This window comes from Motiliproteus coralliicola (assembly GCF_003345655.1).
GTDB classification, from domain to species: Bacteria; Pseudomonadota; Gammaproteobacteria; order Pseudomonadales; family Balneatricaceae; genus Motiliproteus; species Motiliproteus coralliicola.
On the sequence record NZ_QQOH01000004.1, the window covers coordinates 246,179 to 263,849 of the forward strand.

Genomic DNA, 17,671 nt, shown 5'->3' on the forward strand with positions numbered 1-17,671 from the left:
GCAGAACGAATTTGAAAATTTAAGGAGCACATTATGTCCATCAACAGACGTAATTTTCTAAAAGGCATCCTGGCTTCATCGGCGGCTTCGATGGTTGGACCCAGCCTGCTGGTTCGCAGCGCGCAAGCGGCGCAGAACGACCCCGGTATCTGGCGGATAACCGGCTCCCATTGGGGTGCCTTCCGGGCCCGGGTTTACGGCGGCAAAGTGGTTGAGGTGAAGCCGTTCGAGATGGATTCCCACCCCACCGATATGCTCAACGGTATCGAGGGGATCATCTACAGCCCGTCGCGGGTTCGTTATCCGATGGTGCGCTACGACTGGTACAAGAACCGCCATAACAGCGACACCAGCCAGCGCGGTGACAACCGCTTTATCCGGGTGACCTGGGACGAGGCGCTCGACCTGTTCCATGAAGAGCTGGAACGAATCCAGACCCAATACGGCCCCTGGGCGCTACACGCCGGTCAGACCGGCTGGCGTCAGACCGGCCAGCTGCACAGCTGCGGTAACCATATGCAGCGGGCGGTGGCGATGCACGGCAACTTCATCAAGAAGGTGGGGGATTACTCCACCGGCGCCGGCCAGACCATCCTGCCCTACGTGCTGGGTTCCACCGAGGTCTACGCCCAGGGCACCTCCTGGCCGCTGATCCTGGAGAACAGCAAGCTGATCGTGCTCTGGGCCAACGACCCGGTGAAAAACCTGCAAGTTGGCTGGGCCTGCGAGACCCACGAATCTTACCGCTACCTCGACCAGCTGAAGCAGAAGGTCGCCGATGGCGAGATCCGGGTGGTCAGTATCGACCCGGTGCGCAGCAAGACCCAGAAGTTCCTCGGCTGCGAGCAGCAGTACATCAACCCGCAGACCGATGTGGCGATGATGCTGGCGATTGCCCACACCCTCTATACCGAGAAACTGCACGATCAGAAATTCCTCGATACCTACTGTCTGGGTTTCGAGCGCTTCGTGCCCTACCTGCTGGGCGAGTCCGAAGACAAGGTCGAGAAGACCCCGGAGTGGGCCGCTGAGATCTGTGGCGTCGAGGCCGAGGTGATCCGGGAACTGGCCCGGGCGATGGCGGCGGATCGGACCCAGCTGCTGTTTGGCTGGTGCATCCAGCGTCAGCAGCACGGCGAGCAGCCCTACTGGATGGGTGCGGTGCTGGCGGCGATGCTGGGTCAGATCGGTCAACCCGGTGGCGGGGTCAGTTATGCCCACCACTACAGCTCGATCGGGGTGCCCTCCTCCGGCGCCAGCGGCCCAGGCGCGTTCCCGCGTAACCCGGATCAGGGCCAGAAGCCGATCCACGACAACGACGACTTCAACGGCTACAGCAAGACTATTCCGGTGGCGCGCTGGGTCGATGCGATCCTGGAACCGGGCAAGAAGATCGACTACAACGGCGGCAAGGTGACGCTGCCGAACCTGAAGATGATGGTGATCTCCGGCTGTAATCCCTGGCACCACCACCAGGATCGAAACCGGATGAAGCAGGCGTTCCGCAATCTGGAAACCGTGGTCACGATCGACTTCAACTGGACCGCCTCGTGCCGCTTCTCCGACATCGTGCTGCCGGCCTGTACCCAGTTCGAGCGTAACGATATCGACCAGTACGGCTCCTACAGTACCCGCGGCATCCTGGCGATGCAGCGACTGGTGGACCCGCTGTTCCAGTCCCGTACCGATTTCCACATCTTCACCGATCTGTGCCGTCGTTTCGGCAAGCACAAGGAGTACAGCCGCGGTAAGGGCGAGATGGAATGGCTGCGCGAACTCTACGAGGGTTGTCGCGACGCCAACAAGGGCAAGTTCGCGATGCCGGAATTCGCCCAGTTCTGGGATGAGGGCTATGTCGACTTCGGTGCCGGCAAGCCCTGGACCCGCCACGCCGCTTTCCGCGACGATCCGGAGCTGAAGGCACTGGGTACCCCGTCCGGCTTTATCGAGATCTTCAGCCGTAAGATCGACCGCTACGGCTACGATAACTGCAAGGGGCATCCAATGTGGTTCGAAAAGAGCGAGCGCTCCCACGGTGGGCCCGGCTCCGACCGCTTCCCGCTGTGGTTGCAATCCTGCCACCCGGACCAGCGATTGCATTCGCAGATGTGCGAATCCGAAGCCTACCGCAGCACCTACAGCGTGCGGGGTCGTGAGCCTATCTACCTAAGTCCGGAAGATGCCCGTCGTCGCGGTATCCGTGATGGTGATCTGGTGCGGGTCTACAACGATCGCGGCCAGCTGCTGGCCGGGGCGCGTGTCACCGACGACTTCGCCACCGGGGTGGTAAGGATCCACGAAGGGGCCTGGTACGGACCGATGGACGAGTCGATCGGGGCGCTGGATACCTACGGCGATCCGAACACCGTGACCCAGGATCTGGGGGCTTCCAAGCTGTCCCAGGCCACCAGCGCCAACACCTGTCTGGTCGAGATCGAGAAATATGTCGGCGAGGTGCCCCCGGTGACCGCCTTCGGTGGCCCGGTGGAAGTCCGCTAGCGAGAAGTTCGGCCGCTAATGGCGTCCACAATCAACGGCGGTCCTAAGGGCCGCCAACGCTCTGAAAAGCGAGGAATCTCATGAACAGTTTCAGCGAATTGTCAGAAACGCGGGCAAGTATCTACTGGTGGTTTTCGACCCTGTTTGCCAGCGAGCTGAACGATGAACAGCTGCAGGCCTATTGCGGTGAGGAAGGTCGCGACTTTCTGCAGGGGCTGGCGGATAACGGCTTGAGCGAAGAGGTCGGCGCGCTGCAGCAGGTATTGCAGCAGCTGGCAGCGCAGGACCAGCCCCGGCTGGAACTGGCGGCTGACTTTACCCAGTGCTTTCTGGTGGATCAGAAGAGTTCGGCATTACCCTATGCCTCGGTCTATCTGTCCGACGACGGCCTGCTGTACCAGCAACCCCACCTGGATATGCTCGACCTGCTCCAGTCCGAAGGATTGGCGGTTAACGAGGGGATGAACGAACCGGCCGATCACTTGGCGATCATGTTGGATTATCTGGGCAACCTGGTGATGCAGGGGGTGAATTCGAGCTCCGATGCCGAGCAGGGCATGCTGCTCGAGAAGCAGCTGAGTTTTATCGAGCAGCAGTTGATGAGCTGGGTACCGGCCTTTGTCGAGCGAACCCAGCAGCTCAAGCAGACCTTCTTCTACCCTAAGGTGGCGATGCTGTTGTTGGCCTACCTGCGACTGGATCAGACCTTTCTGAGTGACTGAATTACTCGAGAAGGTATCAACAAAAACGGGGCACCCAAGGGAGCCCCGTTGTTCGTTTCTGTTCCGTTTACTGCAGCTTGGCGATCACCTGGCTGCCCTTGAGCGCAGCGTTGTCCATTGCCATCTGAGCCGCGGTGTCATCGAACACGTCCTTGATCGACTTGTCGGCACCGGCGGCCAGCAGGAACTCGATTACTTCCGGTTTTTTGCCCAGCAGCGCGGCGTGCATCAGCGCGGTGGTTTCCTCACCGTCCTTGGCATTCAGATCGACACCGGCATCGACAATCTTCTGTAGCAGCTCGATCGGCTGGCCACCCTTGACCGCGTAGGTCAGGGCGGTGCCACCCTTGGCATCTTTGGCGGACAGGTCGGCACCCGCGGCGATCAGGCGGTCAATTACAGCGGTGAAATCGTCACCACGCAGCAGCGCGGCCAGCAGTGGAGTAACGCCTTTGTCGTTGGCGGCGGTGGGCTTGGCACCGGCATCGAGCAGGGTTTCGATTACCGCCGGCTCCTTGAACGACAGCGCCAGCAGCAACGGTGTGTTACCGGCATTGTCGACCGCGTTGACGTCAAAGCCACGCTTCATCAGCGCGTCGTAGCCCTCGGCTTCTTCTTCGCGGTTGGCCATCAACATGTGCAGCGCAGTCTGGCCACGGTCGTTGGTGATGGTCAGGTCGTAGCCCTTGCTCTCGAGGAAGGCCAGACGCTCTTCGGAGGTGGCCTCGTCGGCGACCGTCAGCAGCACACCAGCGTAGCCGTAGTTGTCGGCCACTTCCGGGTCTTCGCTCATGTTGTAGAACTTCTCCAGCATCTCGACGTTGTCGTTGGAGGTCAGCGCGCGCATAAACAGGTCGCGGCCTTCACCGTCGATATAGCCCGGATCGTAGCCCTTGTCTTCGAGCAGTTCGAACATCTTCATCGCCCGCTTGTTGTAGGCGAAGGCGCCCAGCGGGGTGATGCCCAGACGGTTCTGCTCGTTGAAGTCCAGACCGATCTCCTCGAAGTATTCGACGATGCCGGGACGGAATTTTTTGTTCTTCGACAGCCAGTATTGCGGGGTCTCGCCCATGTAATCACTGACCTGGTAGTCGGCGCCGAATTCGGCGAACAGTTTGATCAGCTCGAGATCGCCGTAACGGGCGGCGTACAGCTCGGCGTACACTCCTTTACCGCCTTCGGGACGGTAAGGCAGGCCCTGCTCCAGCAGCCAACGCATCACCTCGATCGAGGCTTTGCCGCGCAGCGCGTAGTGCAGGCCCTGACGGCCGATCTTCTGTTTCTCGAGCAGGCTGTAACCTTCGTCCAGCTTGGCCTGCACGTCCTCGATGGTGGCTTCCTTCCAGAACTTCTTGGTCAGGAAGGGGTTCTTGGCGTGCGCGCCGGTGGCGAGCATTGCCGTCACCGCGAAGGTGGAAAGCAAGGTTCCGAGTTTCATTGCAGGGTCCTCTTAGTAAATATCTTCAAGATAACGGCCGCATAGGCGCAATTCGGCAAGGCTGAGCCCTATGCTGGCGGAAATGGTGTCAATCTCTTCGGCCACGGCGCGGGCCATGCGGGACGAGCCGCAGACCATGATCGTTGCGCCTTCACGCAGGTGGTTGGCCACGGTATCGCCGGCACCGCGCAGGCGGTCCTGGACGTAGGCCTGATCGTCGTGACGAGAAAAGGCCGGGTGGAAGCCGGTCAGGCGTCCGTCGCTCTGCCATTGTTCGATGGCGTCGCGGTAGTAGAAATCGTGATCGGGGTGCCGTAGTCCGAAGAACAGCTCCATCGGCTGGTTGCGGTTCTGGCGGATCATGCCGGCGAATGGAGCGATGCCGGTGCCGGCGCCGATCATAATGGTGGGCGCACGACGGGCCGGTCGGAAATCCGGGTTGTGCTCGACGTAGGCGTCGACGCAGTCACCGGGCTCCAGCCCCAGCAGGTAGTTGGAGCAGATACCACCGTCGACGCTGACCACGCACAGCTCGACCATGCCTTCGCGTTTGGAGGAAGCCAGCGAGTAGAGTCGTGCTATCGGATCTTGCGGCGGCACGATACCCATCAGATCGCCGGCCTGGAAGCCCGGCAGACGGCGGCGTTTCGGCGCGCGGAAACGCAGAATCGCCGACGGTGCACCGTCGTAACCGATAAAGTTCTCTCGTTCGGCCAACTCCAACTGACGAGTCTTCGGTCGCGGCGGGGTGTAATCCAGCACCAGCGCATCCAGCCCCAGTTTGGGCGCAATGGCATGGCCCCAGGCGGTGAAGGCCTGGGCCGAGCGACGGTTGATATCGCCCATCGGCAACAGACTTTCGCGGCCGGAAGCCTCGAGTGCTTGTTGGCATTCGATCGCAAAGGCGCAATAGGCCGGGAAGGCCTTGTCGCCAAAGCCGAGTACCGCAAACTGGTTAGCCCCTTGGTAGCCGGGCAGCCGATCCAGGAATTGGGATGCGCCCGAGGGCGGGGTGCCATCGCCGTAGGTGGCGGCCAGCAACAGCAGGGTGGTGTCCTCGCGTAGCTGGCAGGTGTGGTTCATGCCGCCCAGATAGACCGCTTTACCGGCATCGCGCAGTTGTTGCGCCAGGTGCGAGGCAAAGCCCCAGCTGGTACCGGTTTCGGAACCGACCAGAATCACGATCTCGGCCGACCCCATCGACACCATACCCCGTGGGCGCGGATGACGACGACGCAGCCAGATCACCACCCCGGTGATGGCGAAGAACGGTACCGATAGCGAGATTAGCCCGGCGATCGCGCCCCAGGTCGACGCACCCTGGCCTGTGTGCAGCAGGGTGAACAGGTCCAGCACCTGGGTCAGTGCCGGTACGCTTTCCTGGCCGATAATCTCACCCGACTGGCGGTCGATAAAGCTCAGGGTACCGCCTTGGCGCAGCACGTAGACATCCCACCAGTCGGCCCAGATCGGGAAACTGAGTTCGGTCAGTTCGCTGAGTTTGATGCTATCGAACACCGCCAGATCGGTGGCAGGGACCGGGTCCGCCTCAATTCTGGACTCGGGATAGGTCGGACCATCATCGACACCCGAAGGTACGATGCCGTTGGAGACCAGCGACATCCAGGTTCCCGACAGCACGGTGACAAACAGCGGTATCACCAGCAGGCGACCGATCAGGGTGTGCCATTTGTCCATTCCCCGACCTTTGACCTTGGTAAACAGCCGACCAAAGCCGCCGAGCCGGCGGGCCAGCAGGGTCAGCCCGGTGATTGTCAGCAGCAGCATCGCCACCACGCCGATCAAGGTGATCTGGCGACCGTCAGGTCCCAGCGCCAGGTTGCGGTGCAGGCTGTTGACCAGATCCATAAAGGGATTGGGGCGATCTTTGCGCGCCAAACGGCCATTGTGGGGATTGAACGGGACTTCGCGAGAGCCCGCAGCATCGGCACCGCGCAGCAGCACCCGACCGGAATAATCGATACGGACGCGATCAATCTCGAAATAGGGATTCTTTTTGGCGGACAGGCGCAGCACATCACCCACGGTCAGCTCACCGAGCTCGTGCACGTTGCGGTCGAATCGCTTCAGGATTGGATCGATCGACAGGATCGACCCGGTCACGGCCAAGAAGACCAGCAACAGACTGAGGGCAACTCCGGCCCAGCGATGTGTCTGACGCCACATGGTCAATTACAGCTTGTAGCGGATGTAGCGGACGTAACCGGTGCCGGCGATCTTCTGTCGCTGGTTGGCCTTGGTCAGATCAACCTCGGCATCGGTCTGAACGTTGTCGGCATTCTCAACCGAGGTCTCAACCCGCAGCTTGTAGCCGGCATCCACCAGCGCCGGATCGATATCAATCCGCATCACCGAACGCGCACCCGGCGCAGTGGAGGCGCCGGTGATGCCGTCGACATCCTCACGGGCGCGGCTGTGGTAGCCAAACCAGCGCTTGGAGTCGGGCCACCAGATCTTGTCCGGGCCAGAAACCCACAACGTACGGTCGAACTTGCCCTTGGGGTTGACCAGGTAAACGTGGAAGTAGGCTTCGGGACCGTTGTATTCGTTCAGTTGCACCAGTACGACCGCCTCTTTCGCCTGAGCCGGAAGGGCAAAGGCCAGCAGCGATGCGCCGACAAGAAGGTACTTACGTAATTGGGCCGGTAGTGAAAGCAACATGGTGGGTCTCCAGTGAATGTTAAAAAGGTGCCCGCCCCCAGACCTGACGGCAGGGAGAGTGCGGAATAAGTCAGCTGATCACTGTTGATGTCCAGGGCCTCAACGTGGCGCTATGGACAGGGAAAAGCCTGAATAAGAATTGGAGTTATTATTTTTCGAAACACTATTATCAATATTGAGAATCGTATTTCAATAGATAATGAGAATGGTTAGCGTGCTTTGGTAGCTATTAGAGTAGGTAGTGTTACGTGTACAGCAATAGCTGCTTCGTGATTCTTTGTATGAATTTCAACCGCTTGCGAGTAGTTGTGGCATTAAACCCTGACGGATTGCCCGTCAGGCACAGCTACCGTGACTGGATGTGACTCAGTCATGTAATCCGTTACTGCGTTGTTTGCAGTTGGGTTTGAGGGTCAGCACGTTACTGGCTTTGGCCGGGACGAACTGGGCATTGATCTGTTCGACTGGCAGCGGCTTGGCGCACAGATAGCCTTGACCGGTCTGGCAGCCGAAGCGGGTCAGGTCCTGCTCCTGGCGCTCGGTCTCTATCCCTTCGGCGACCACGTTTAATCCCAGCGAACGGCCCAGTTGGATGATGTTGCGCAGGATGATGCCGGTGGCTGCATTGTCCTGATACTGGTCGATAAAGCTCTTGTCGATCTTCAACGTATCGATCTGCAGGTCGCGCAGGTAGCTCATCGATGAGAAGCCGGTACCGAAGTCGTCGATGGCGATCGTCACCCCCAGCTTTTTCAGGTTGGCCAGCACTTCCCGGCTGTAGTCGCTGTCTTCCAGTAGCGCGTGCTCGGTAATCTCGATCTCCAGCGAGTCGCCGCTGACCTGATGCCGGGTCAGCAGCTCGACCACGGTGCTGAGGAAGTCCTGCCGATGGAAGGTGTAGGGGGAGATGTTGACGGCCACCTGCTTGAGCTTGAAGCCCTGGGCGTGCCACCGCAGCGTCTGCTTCAGGGAATCTTCGAGCACCAGGTAGTCGATCAGGTGGATCAGGCCGATCTTCTCGGCCACCTCGATAAACTGGTCCGGGGCGATCAGGCCGTGCTCTGGATGTTGCCAGCGTACCAGGGCTTCGAGGGCGGTGATCTCCTTGGTCTGCAGTTCCCACTGGGGCTGGTAATACGCGATCAGCTGGCGTTCCTGCAGGGCTTCACGCAGGTCGTGTTCGATGGTGATGCGCTGTTGTACGCTGGTCGACAGCGACTGGCTATGCAGCTCAAACCGATTCCGACCCATCTCCTTGGCGTGGTACATGGCCGAGTCGGCCGACAACATCAGGGCTTCGGCGTTATCGCCGTCGTCGGGATAGATCGCCACCCCGATGCTGGCGGTGACATAGGAGGTCACCTCGCCGAGCCGAAACGGCTGGCTCATCTCACTGGTCAGGCGCGATGCGATCTCCTGGGCTGTCTCGACGGCATGGCTCTGGCCCTTGAGGGTTTTCAGCAGCACCATAAATTCGTCACCACTGATCCGGGAGGCGGTGTCCAGTTCGCGCAGGCAGCGACTGATCCGCACGGCGGTCTGTTGCAATAGCTGATCACCGGCCTGGTGACCGTAACGATCATTGGTGGTCTTGAAGTGATCCAGATCGATAAACAACAGCGCGAAGCTGGTCTCCATCCGTTTTGACTCCAAGATGGTCTGGGCCAGGCGGTCGGTGAACAGGGTCCGGTTGGGGAGTTGGGTCAACGGGTCATAGTTGGCGCGGAAATTCAGTTCCAGATTCTTCTGCTCGATCTCGTGATTGGATTCCGACAGCGACTGCAGTAGTTGCTGTTTCTGCCGTTCGCGCTGATAGAGGGCCACGCTGAACAGCAGCGCCAGCAGGGTTGCTAGCACCAGGATGGCGCCGCCGGCAATTTTGAACTGCCTCAAGTCGGCGGCGATCTGGCCTTGAATATCCTGCTGGACAAAGTCGGCCTCGTGGATAAAGGACTGGAACACCCGGTCGAACTCCTGGTCAAGATCCGAACCGGCTTCAGAACCACTGAGGTTCTCGTAACGCTGGACCGCGATCTGACGAAAATTCTCCAACTTGGCCCTGACCAGGGTGATTGCCTCACGCAATGCCGGCTCATTCAGGGGCTGATAGGTGTGATTGTTTCGGCGGCCTCCGCGAAGCAGGGCTTCGGCATACCAGTCCGCCTGATCGATATGGGTCCATACCGAGCTCATCGACTCGTTGCGATCGCCGGAGAGAATCTCTTCGAACCACAGGTGCGCGGTGGTCGCCTCCAGCTTAATATTCATCACCGCATGCATCTGGGGCACGTGGTGGGCATCCATCCGGTTGCCCTGGTAGAACAGAAACGACATGGCCAGCAGGAAAACCAAGGCGCTGATGCTGGTGGTGATCACCAGCCGGCGGGGGTTGAGTGCATGTTGCTCTGGCATACCAATATCCCTATCGATTTTTACAACAACAGCAAGTCCAGGCCATTGATCGGATTAAATCATCCTTAGCGGGGATTATCGAGGCGGTTATCTGAATGGGGGAACGCAACGAACCATAAATTGATTCTAGAGCAGAGTTGCCGATTTCGCTGTCACCCTGAGGTTGAGAGCGGAAAATTCACCTAATCGTCATGTTGTTGATCAGCAGCCGGGTAGAAAGTTCGGTCTTAGTCTGTTGATTAATATCGATTTAATCCGGTTTGGTCGGGTTGGCCCTGAGTGTCATCCCTTCCCTGATCTGCACCCGTAGCGGCCGTGGAATCACCCGAAAATCGGTCGTCAGCCCCACCTCGGTCGGGATGATAGATGTCGATGGCCGAGATCTTTCCAACGAAGTGCGCGCGAAGCTGCTATACCCATACTGTTGGGGCTGTTATTGAGGCTAAGGTTCTTGGTTGCTGTCCGGAAATCAGTCGCAGAGGTTAACTGCCATGCATCGGTATCTATGGGCACTGTTGTTGGTGCTGGTATTGGGAAGGGCGAACGCGGACGCGCTTGAAGATGGCTGTGCTTCGTCGCTGGAGCAGATCCAGTGGTTGAGCGAGCATTATGCGCCCTATAACTTCGTCGGCGAGCAGGGCACTCCGACCGGTATGACGACGGAGATCCTGCTAACCCTGTTTCAACGTCTGGGGGCCAAGGTCGATGCTGAAAATATCGTGTTCCTGCCTTGGGCCCGCTCCTACCGGACCATTCAGATCCGACCGGATCACGGCCTGTTCTCCACCACCATCACACCGCAGCGGGAAAAGCTCTTTACCTTCGTCGGACCGATCGTTCCTATCAAGGTGGCGCTGATCGCCAAGCGCGACAAGCAACTGCGGATCGGCTCGGTGGAAGATATGAACGATCTGAGAATCGGCACGGTGAAAGACGACATCGGTGAGCAGCTGCTGCTCGAAGCCGGGGTCAATCCGCTGGCCATCCAGCGTACCAGCTATGCGGATAATCTGGTGATTCAGCTGATTCGTGGGCGGTTGGATGCCATCGCGTACGCCGAAATGCCCACCTTCTACTACATGAAGCAGCTAGGCGATAATGCTGCCGACTACGAAGTGATCCATGTCTTCAGCGAGGCAGAGATGGGGGTGGCGTTTCACCCCGCCACCGACCCGCTGGCCATTGCCTGCCTACAGGAAGCGCTGGATAAGTTGAAAGCCGAAGGTGGAGTAGAAGAGGTGGTCAACCGTTATATCGGAGAGCTGCCGGAAGCCCCCTAGTTTTCGTTTCCATCATGGAAAAAAGCCCGCCGCGGTTGAGCACCGGCGGGCTTTTTTTGGGCTTTGAATTGACAGCAAGACCTAAGGGTCAGGACGTCATCATTGTCGGCAGGTACAGCACGATCGACGGGTAGAGGGTGATCAGCACGATGGCGAGCGCGATCATAAAGAAGAACGGTAGCGCAGCCTTGGCGACATAGAAGATGTTCTTGCCGGTCAGGGCTTGAATCACGAACAGATTGAAACCCACCGGCGGGGTGATCTGCGACATCTCCACCACCAGCACCAGGAAGATACCGAACCAAAGCAGGTCGATATTGGCCTGGGTCACCATCGGCAGCACCACCGAAGTGGTCAATACGATCACCGAGATGCCATCGAGGAAGCACCCCAGCACCACGAAAAAGATGGTCAGGTAGATGATCAGCTCCACCGGCGACAGGCCTAGTTGGGCGATCCAACTGGCCAGTGCATTGGGGATGCCGATAAAGCCCATCGCCAGGGTCAGAAAGTGGGCACCGACCAGGATCAGCCCTAGCATGCAGGAGTTTTTCACCGCCCCGGCGATGCTGTCCAGCAGCCCGTTAAGACTGAAACTGCCCAACAAGGCTGACAGCAGCAGCGAACCGGCCACGCCAAATGCGGCGGCTTCGGTGGGGGTGGCGATGCCTTGGTAGATCGAGCCCAGTACGGCGGTGATCAGAAACACGATCGGGATCAGTTTTTTCAGCGACCGAACCTTGTCGGCGAAGCTGTAACTGACATTGTCGGCGGTCTTGCCCTTGCGCCCTTGGATCAGGGTCCAGATGGCGGTGAAGGCCATAAACAGCAGAATCAGTACCAGACCGGGGAAGACGCCGGCCAGGAACAGCCGGGCGATCGAGACTTCGGCTGAGACGCCGTAGACGATCAGGATGATCGACGGCGGGATCAGCAGACCGAGGGTGCCGGAACCGGCCAGGGTACCGATCGACATGGCATCGTCATAACCGCGGCGGGAAAGCTCCGGCAGGGTCATCCGGCCGATGGTCGCGGCCGTTGCTGCCGAAGAGCCGGAAACCGCCGCGAAGATGCCACAGCTAAGAATATTCACGTGTAACAGCTTGCCAGGAAATTTTGACAGCAGCGGGGATAGGCCTTCGAACAGGTCTTGCGACAACCGGGTGCGGAACAGAATTTCACCCATCCAGATAAATAACGGCAGTGCGGTCAGCGACCAGCCGGTCACGGCGCTCCAAGATGAGGTTCCCAGCAGCAGACCGATACTGTCATTGCCAATTAAAGCCAGGCCGATGACCGAGATACCAGTCAGGGTCAGTGCAACCCAGATACCGCTGGTCAGCATTAGCAGCATGCTGACGACGACGATGGCGCCTACGATTGAGATATCCATGATTTACTCCGTACTGCCCAGGGCTTCTTCATGGGCGATAAAGCCGGGCGTTTTACCCTGCAGGGCGGCCAGGAAGCTGTCGGTGATGGCGATAAAAAAGAACACCGAGCCCAGTGCCATCGGCAGCTGTACCAACCACAGCGGAACGGCCAGATAGGTGTCGGTCACATCGTTGTAGATGTAGGACTCATAGGCGGTGTAGGCGGTGTAGTAGGCCAGGTAGCCGCTGATCAGCAGGCCGGCGCTGAGGTTGAAGAATTCAACCAGGCGGCGGCTGGGGCCGCTGAGCCGCGATAGCAGGATCGTGACCCGGATATGGTTGCCGCTGTTGAAGGTATAAGCCAGACCGAAAAAGATCGTGGCCGACAGCAGCCAGCCGGCGAAGTCTTCTGAGGAGGGAATGATAACGCCAAAGAAACGGGCGGTTATCTGGGCAAGAATCAATAGGGTCATCACCACTAGACAGGTGCCTGAGAGCACCAACGAGGAGGTGTAGAAGTACTTTTTCAGCGTCAACATGGTCGTGTACCGATCCGGTTAGTGCATCGATGAATGGCTCAATGCGCCGGATTTTTTTATCGTTTTGATGGCAGAGATCGTGGGGTAGCCATCCACTTGGTGGCGGATGACTACCCTCGTATTCTCGTGTGAGGCTTACATCGACTGGTAGGAGTCCATCACGCTCTTGCCGGTGTTACCGGCTTCGTTGAGCCACTCATCAATCATGGTGGCGCCGATCTTCTCCAGTTCGGAAACCAGTTGCGCGCTAGGCTCGGTTACCTTGATGCCGTTCTCGGCCAGGGCATCGGTATGCTCAACGGCCAGCTTGCGACCCAGAGCCCAGCCCTTCTTCTCGGCATTGGCCGCCGCAGTCAGGATCACCTGCTGGGTCGCTTGATCCAGGCGGTCGAACACGCGCTTGTTGGCGAACACCATGTTCTTCGGAATCCAGGCATGGATGGTGGTGAAGTGCGAGATGTAATCCCAGCTCTGGCTGTTCACGCCGGTGCTGGGGGAGGTGATCATCGCTTCCACCGCGTTGGTGGTGAACGCTTGCGCCACATCGCTGAATGGGATGTTGACCGGTGTGGTCCCCATCAGATCGGCCAGCCGTGAGGTGGTTGGGCTGTAGGAGCGCATCTTCATGCCTGACAGGTCGGCCAGGCTGTTAACCGGCTTGTTCGAGTACAGATCCTGTGCGGGCCAGGGGGAGGTGTAGAGCAGAATCAGGTTCTCTTTGGCCAGGGCCTTGTTGAGGGCCGGCTTAGAGGCTTGGTAGAGCTTCTCGGCGCTGTCGAAATCGGTGGCCAGGAACGGAATATTGTCGAGTTTGAAGATCGGATTGATGTTGCCAAGGCGACCGATAAAGACCTCACCGATCGGCACCTGACGGGTTTTGACCGCGCGGTGGATCTCCGGGTGCTTGATCAGTGAACCGCCGGAATGAACATTAACCGTCAGCTTACCGTTGGCCTTAGCGTTGATCTCTTCGGCAAAGCTTCGGGCCACCTGGGTTTGGTGGGTTCCGTCACCGTAGGGTGTTGGCATATCCCAGCGGGTCGCGGCGGAAGCGGTGCTGGTTGCTCCCAGGGTCAGAATCGAGGCGAGCAGAGCTGCTGTTGTTTGGGTAAACCGTTTCATTGTTGTTCTCCAGATCTGTGTGATTAAGCAATACCGAAGACGGTTGCTGTATCAGCTATTGCAAGCCAGGGGCCAGATCTGAAAAAAGAGATAGTTTCTTTTAAAACAATGAATTAGGAATTTCTGGATGGTCTTGATAAGCTTGGAATGAGTCACTTTTGACACGTCGGTAGAACCGTCGACGTGTCAGTTTTAACTCAGCCGTCGAAGTAATCACCGCGCTCGAGCTGGTACTTTTTCATCCGCAGATAGAGTTTCTTGCGCGGGATACCCAACGCCTGGGCGGTCAGTTCGATCTGGCCGTTCTGGGCTTTCAACGCCGCGATGATCACCTCCCGCTCGTAACTGGCGATCAGGTCGTCGAGATTACCTTCGGTCGGTACCGAGGCCGGGGCCTGGTTGAGCAGGGTTTCGCCGGTAAACGGTAGTCCCAATGCCCAGCGCTCGGCGGCATTACGCAGCTCGCGAACATTACCGGGCCAGCATTGCAGGCTCAGCTGTTGCAGCAGCAGCTCGGGTACCGGCTTGCGTTCGCGGCCGTAGTGCTGGCTGGCCTGCTCGGCGAAATGGGTGAACAGCAAGGGGATGTCGTCCTTGCGCTGATCCAGGCTGGGAATGTCGATGTTGGCGACGTTTAGGCGGTAGTACAGATCCTCACGGAAGCTGTGTTGATCGGCGGCCTGGCGCAGGTCGACCTTGCTGGCGGCAATGACCCGGATATCGATCGGAATCTCGGCATTGCCGCCGAGTCGTTGCAGGGTCCGTTCCTGCAGTACCCGCAGCAGTCGAACCTGCAGTGATGGCGGCATGCTTTCGATCTCGTCCAGAAACAGGGTGCCGCCGCTGGCGTGTTCGATCTTGCCGATCCGCTGCTTGTTGGCGCCGGTAAAGGAGCCGGCCTCGTGGCCGAACAGCTCGCTCTCGATCACTGACTCGGTCACCGCGCCGCAGTTGAGGGCCACAAAGGGCTTGTCCTTGCGAGGACTGAAATCGTGCAGGCAGCGCGCCACCACCTCTTTGCCGGTGCCGGTCTCGCCGTGGATGATCAGATCGACATCGATCTGGGCCAACTGCATCACCGTGTCGCGCAGTCGAACCATCGCCTCGGTCTGGCCGACCAGGCGATGATCGAGCTGGCTCTGGCCATCGATGCTTTGCCGTAGTCGTCGGTTCTCCAACACCAGTTCGCGCTTCTGCCAGGCCCGCTCGACCGTATTGAGCTGGTGCTGCGGATCGTCGTTCTTCTCCAGGAAATCGTAAGCGCCCTGGCGGATCGCCTGGATCGCGATGGCGATATCAGCGTGACCGCTGAACATGATCACCGGAATCTCCGGATCGATCTCGAGGATCTTCTGCAACACCTCCAGTCCATGCATGATGTCCATCCGAACATCGCAGATGACCACACCCTGCCAGTCCATCGATAGCTGCTCCAGCGCCTGCCGTGGGTCTTCCACCGCCGTTGCCTGGTAACCCTCCAGATCGAGGGTCTGGATCATCGACTCGCGGACGATCTCTTCGTCGTCGATGATGATGACCTGGCCGGTGGGGGTGACTGCACTCATGACTTGTCTCGTTATTTCTCTGATTACTTATTTCGTTACTTATCGCGTTGATGGCGGGGTAGCTGGATACGGAAACTGGCGCCGCTGTCATGGTCGTCATTGACCGTCAGCCTGCCGCCGAAATTCTTGATGATGTTATACGAAATGGACAGCCCGAGCCCGAGACTCTGGTTGCGCCGCTTGGTGGTGAAGAAGGGCTCGAAGATCTGCTCGCGCAGCGCGTCGCTGATACCGGGGCCGTTGTCGCTGACATCGATCTCAATCCGATCGTCATGATGGCGACAGTCAATCCAGATCCGCTTGTCAGCCTGCTCGTTCATCGCGTCCAGCGCATTGGTGATCAGGTTCAGGATCACCTGCTCCAGTTGGACCGCATCGGCTTTGGCCCGATTTTCGGCCTGATCGAAGCTAATCTCGATTTGGGTCTGCTTACGGACCTCATCGCCCTCGAGCAGCATCAACACGTTGTCGATGACCCGGTTCAGGTCGACCACCACCAGATTGACCGGCTGGTTGCGGGCCAGCGATTTGAGCCGGGTGATTATGGTGGTGGCGCGTTTGGTCAGATTGGCGATCTGATTGAAGTTCTTCTCGGTATCTTCCAGTCGGCCGGCATTGAGCAGTCGCACGCCGTTGTGGGAGTAGTGGCCGATGGCCGACAGCGGTTGATTGATCTCGTGGGCGATACCGGCGGACAGCTGTCCCAGCGCTGCCAACTTACCGGCCTGCACCAGCTCCTCCTGCAGCGTGCTGAGCTGGTCGCGGAAACTGATCAGCGAGCGCGCCATGGCGCCGATCTCATCGTTGCCTTTGACCGACACCGGTTCCTCCAGATGGCCGTTGGCGATCGAGCGCATGCTGGCGTCCAGGCTGGTGATCCGCGCCACCATGTAGCGGCCGACGTAGAGCCAGACCACCAGAATCGAGAACAGCAAACTGATCGCCACCATCAGCAGCATCCAGAAACGGCCTTTCTGGATGGTTTCGCGGGCGCTGATCACCGAGGCCTGGGCCGACTCCTCGATCCGGTTGGTCTGTAGCGCGATCAGATGGTTAAGCCCTTCCAGCTCGTCCCCCATCTGGGTCAGCAGCCCTTGGCCTGCCTCCAGGGTTGCGCGCTCCTGGCTTCGCAGCCGGAACATGTTGTTGTCGCCATGGGTCAGGAAGACGATATTGGTGATGGTCTGCTTCAGAGTCTGGGCGCCCTGGATATTGCCCAGAGACTGGATCGCCTGCTGGATCTGGCGGGTGATCTCATCGGCATGGGTCTGGGTGGCGATCAATGAGTTCAGGTCCGGCAGATGCTGGGCCCGATCGACCAGGTTGATCAGCAGGTTGACGTCGGCCTTGATCTGAAACAGCCGCTGCAGATCCAGCTTGAGATTGCTGGCCTGTGGCTGTCCCAGGCTGTTGATCACAATCCAGGAATCCGGGAAATCCTGGTTGTAGTAGCTGGCCAGGCTCTTCTGGGCGTTGTCGGCCAATAGGTTGATCTCGTTCAGGAAGTTGGAGGCGATCCAGCGCAGGCGTTGGTTTTCCGCCCCTTTTTGCCGCTGCACCGCAAATCGTTCCAGCACATTGGTATCCAGTGCTGCCAGGGTGGACCTGAGTGTGGCGATCCGATCAACCAGACTACTGATCGTCTCTGGATCACGGGTATGGTCGGCGATCTGCGGCAGCAGGTCGGTCATGGCGGTGATGTTCTGATGCAGCTGCTGCCAGATCTGCTGGCGGCCGGGGTCATCACCGGCAGCCAAGAGCGTCGGGGCCAGCAGGGTGATTCTACTACCATGCTCGCGCAGATCGGCCATCAGCCCGAGGGTTTGGATATTGTCCTCGACCACCTGATTGAGTTCGTCACCGAGGCGATTATAGGAGACCCAGCTGATGATACTGGCCAGCAGGGTCAGTGCGCTCAGGGCGCAAAATGCGATGAAAAAGCGGCCACGGATCCCCAGCCGACGACTTCGAGTCATAGAAAAACTGCCTTGATCGGTCTGCTTTGCATCATACGCCATGGTTCCACCGAATGAGAAAGC

Annotated in this window: 12 protein-coding genes; 3 read left to right on the forward strand and 9 right to left on the reverse strand. The window is 58.9% G+C overall.

Annotated elements, in window-relative coordinates:
• The first annotated feature begins 33 nt into the window (after positions 1-33).
• Complete coding sequence (gene torA, locus DV711_RS15100; RefSeq protein WP_114696553.1) at positions 34-2,499, forward strand: trimethylamine-N-oxide reductase TorA; 2,466 nt, start codon at positions 34-36, stop codon at positions 2,497-2,499.
• Between the two features lie 80 nt (positions 2,500-2,579).
• Positions 2,580-3,221: a molecular chaperone TorD gene (gene torD, locus DV711_RS15105; protein ID WP_114696554.1), complete on the forward strand. Its 642-nt coding sequence runs from the start codon at positions 2,580-2,582 to the stop codon at positions 3,219-3,221.
• A 67-nt stretch (positions 3,222-3,288) separates the two neighbouring features.
• Here the strand turns inward: torD and DV711_RS15110 are convergent, their stop codons facing one another.
• The 4 genes from DV711_RS15110 to DV711_RS15125 all read right to left on the reverse strand — a co-directional run bounded on the left by DV711_RS15110 (position 3,289) and on the right by DV711_RS15125 (position 9,753).
• Entirely contained in the window at positions 3,289-4,659 is a 1,371-nt protein-coding gene (locus tag DV711_RS15110; protein ID WP_114696555.1) for an ankyrin repeat domain-containing protein, read from the reverse strand.
• A 12-nt stretch (positions 4,660-4,671) separates the two neighbouring features.
• Complete coding sequence (locus DV711_RS15115) at positions 4,672-6,846, reverse strand: PepSY domain-containing protein (protein WP_114696556.1); 2,175 nt, start codon at positions 6,844-6,846, stop codon at positions 4,672-4,674.
• 6 nt (positions 6,847-6,852) lie between these two features.
• A complete protein-coding gene (locus tag DV711_RS15120) occupies positions 6,853-7,341 on the reverse strand; it encodes a DUF2271 domain-containing protein (protein WP_114696557.1) in 489 nt (162 codons plus the stop codon).
• 366 nt (positions 7,342-7,707) lie between these two features.
• Entirely contained in the window at positions 7,708-9,753 is a 2,046-nt protein-coding gene (locus DV711_RS15125; RefSeq protein ID WP_114696558.1) for a putative bifunctional diguanylate cyclase/phosphodiesterase, read from the reverse strand.
• Positions 9,754-10,244: 491 nt separating this feature from the next.
• Between DV711_RS15125 and DV711_RS15130 the strand changes: the two genes are divergently transcribed.
• Entirely contained in the window at positions 10,245-11,033 is a 789-nt protein-coding gene (locus DV711_RS15130) for a substrate-binding periplasmic protein (protein WP_114696559.1), read from the forward strand.
• A gap of 88 nt (positions 11,034-11,121) precedes the next feature.
• Here the strand turns inward: DV711_RS15130 and DV711_RS15135 are convergent, their stop codons facing one another.
• From DV711_RS15135 to DV711_RS15155, 5 genes are all read right to left on the reverse strand, one after another.
• Complete coding sequence (locus DV711_RS15135; protein WP_207802652.1) at positions 11,122-12,426, reverse strand: TRAP transporter large permease; 1,305 nt, start codon at positions 12,424-12,426, stop codon at positions 11,122-11,124.
• Positions 12,427-12,429: 3 nt separating this feature from the next.
• Positions 12,430-12,945 (reverse strand): TRAP transporter small permease, encoded by a 516-nt coding sequence (locus DV711_RS15140; RefSeq protein WP_114696561.1) that lies wholly within the window; start codon positions 12,943-12,945, stop codon positions 12,430-12,432.
• 135 nt (positions 12,946-13,080) lie between these two features.
• Positions 13,081-14,067, reverse strand: coding sequence for a TRAP transporter substrate-binding protein (locus DV711_RS15145; protein ID WP_114696562.1), 987 nt, complete (start codon positions 14,065-14,067; stop codon positions 13,081-13,083).
• Between the two features lie 197 nt (positions 14,068-14,264).
• Entirely contained in the window at positions 14,265-15,632 is a 1,368-nt protein-coding gene (locus tag DV711_RS15150; RefSeq protein ID WP_114696563.1) for a sigma-54-dependent transcriptional regulator, read from the reverse strand.
• A 35-nt stretch (positions 15,633-15,667) separates the two neighbouring features.
• Positions 15,668-17,650, reverse strand: a complete 1,983-nt coding sequence (locus tag DV711_RS15155) for an ATP-binding protein (protein WP_243633841.1) — start codon at positions 17,648-17,650, stop codon at positions 15,668-15,670.
• Positions 17,651-17,671 lie beyond the last annotated feature (21 nt).

Coding starts and splice junctions, on each gene's coding strand:
- DV711_RS15130 (WP_114696559.1), top strand. CDS start 10,245: ATGCATCGGTATCTATGGGCACTGTTGTTGGTGCTGGTATTGGGAAGG.
- torA (WP_114696553.1), top strand. CDS start 34: ATGTCCATCAACAGACGTAATTTTCTAAAAGGCATCCTGGCTTCATCG.
- DV711_RS15110 (WP_114696555.1), bottom strand. CDS start 4,659: ATGAAACTCGGAACCTTGCTTTCCACCTTCGCGGTGACGGCAATGCTC.
- DV711_RS15155 (WP_243633841.1), bottom strand. CDS start 17,650: ATGGCGTATGATGCAAAGCAGACCGATCAAGGCAGTTTTTCTATGACT.
- torD (WP_114696554.1), top strand. CDS start 2,580: ATGAACAGTTTCAGCGAATTGTCAGAAACGCGGGCAAGTATCTACTGG.
- DV711_RS15120 (WP_114696557.1), bottom strand. CDS start 7,341: ATGTTGCTTTCACTACCGGCCCAATTACGTAAGTACCTTCTTGTCGGC.
- DV711_RS15115 (WP_114696556.1), bottom strand. CDS start 6,846: ATGTGGCGTCAGACACATCGCTGGGCCGGAGTTGCCCTCAGTCTGTTG.
- DV711_RS15140 (WP_114696561.1), bottom strand. CDS start 12,945: ATGTTGACGCTGAAAAAGTACTTCTACACCTCCTCGTTGGTGCTCTCA.
- DV711_RS15150 (WP_114696563.1), bottom strand. CDS start 15,632: ATGAGTGCAGTCACCCCCACCGGCCAGGTCATCATCATCGACGACGAA.
- DV711_RS15145 (WP_114696562.1), bottom strand. CDS start 14,067: ATGAAACGGTTTACCCAAACAACAGCAGCTCTGCTCGCCTCGATTCTG.
- DV711_RS15125 (WP_114696558.1), bottom strand. CDS start 9,753: ATGCCAGAGCAACATGCACTCAACCCCCGCCGGCTGGTGATCACCACC.
- DV711_RS15135 (WP_207802652.1), bottom strand. CDS start 12,426: ATGGATATCTCAATCGTAGGCGCCATCGTCGTCGTCAGCATGCTGCTA.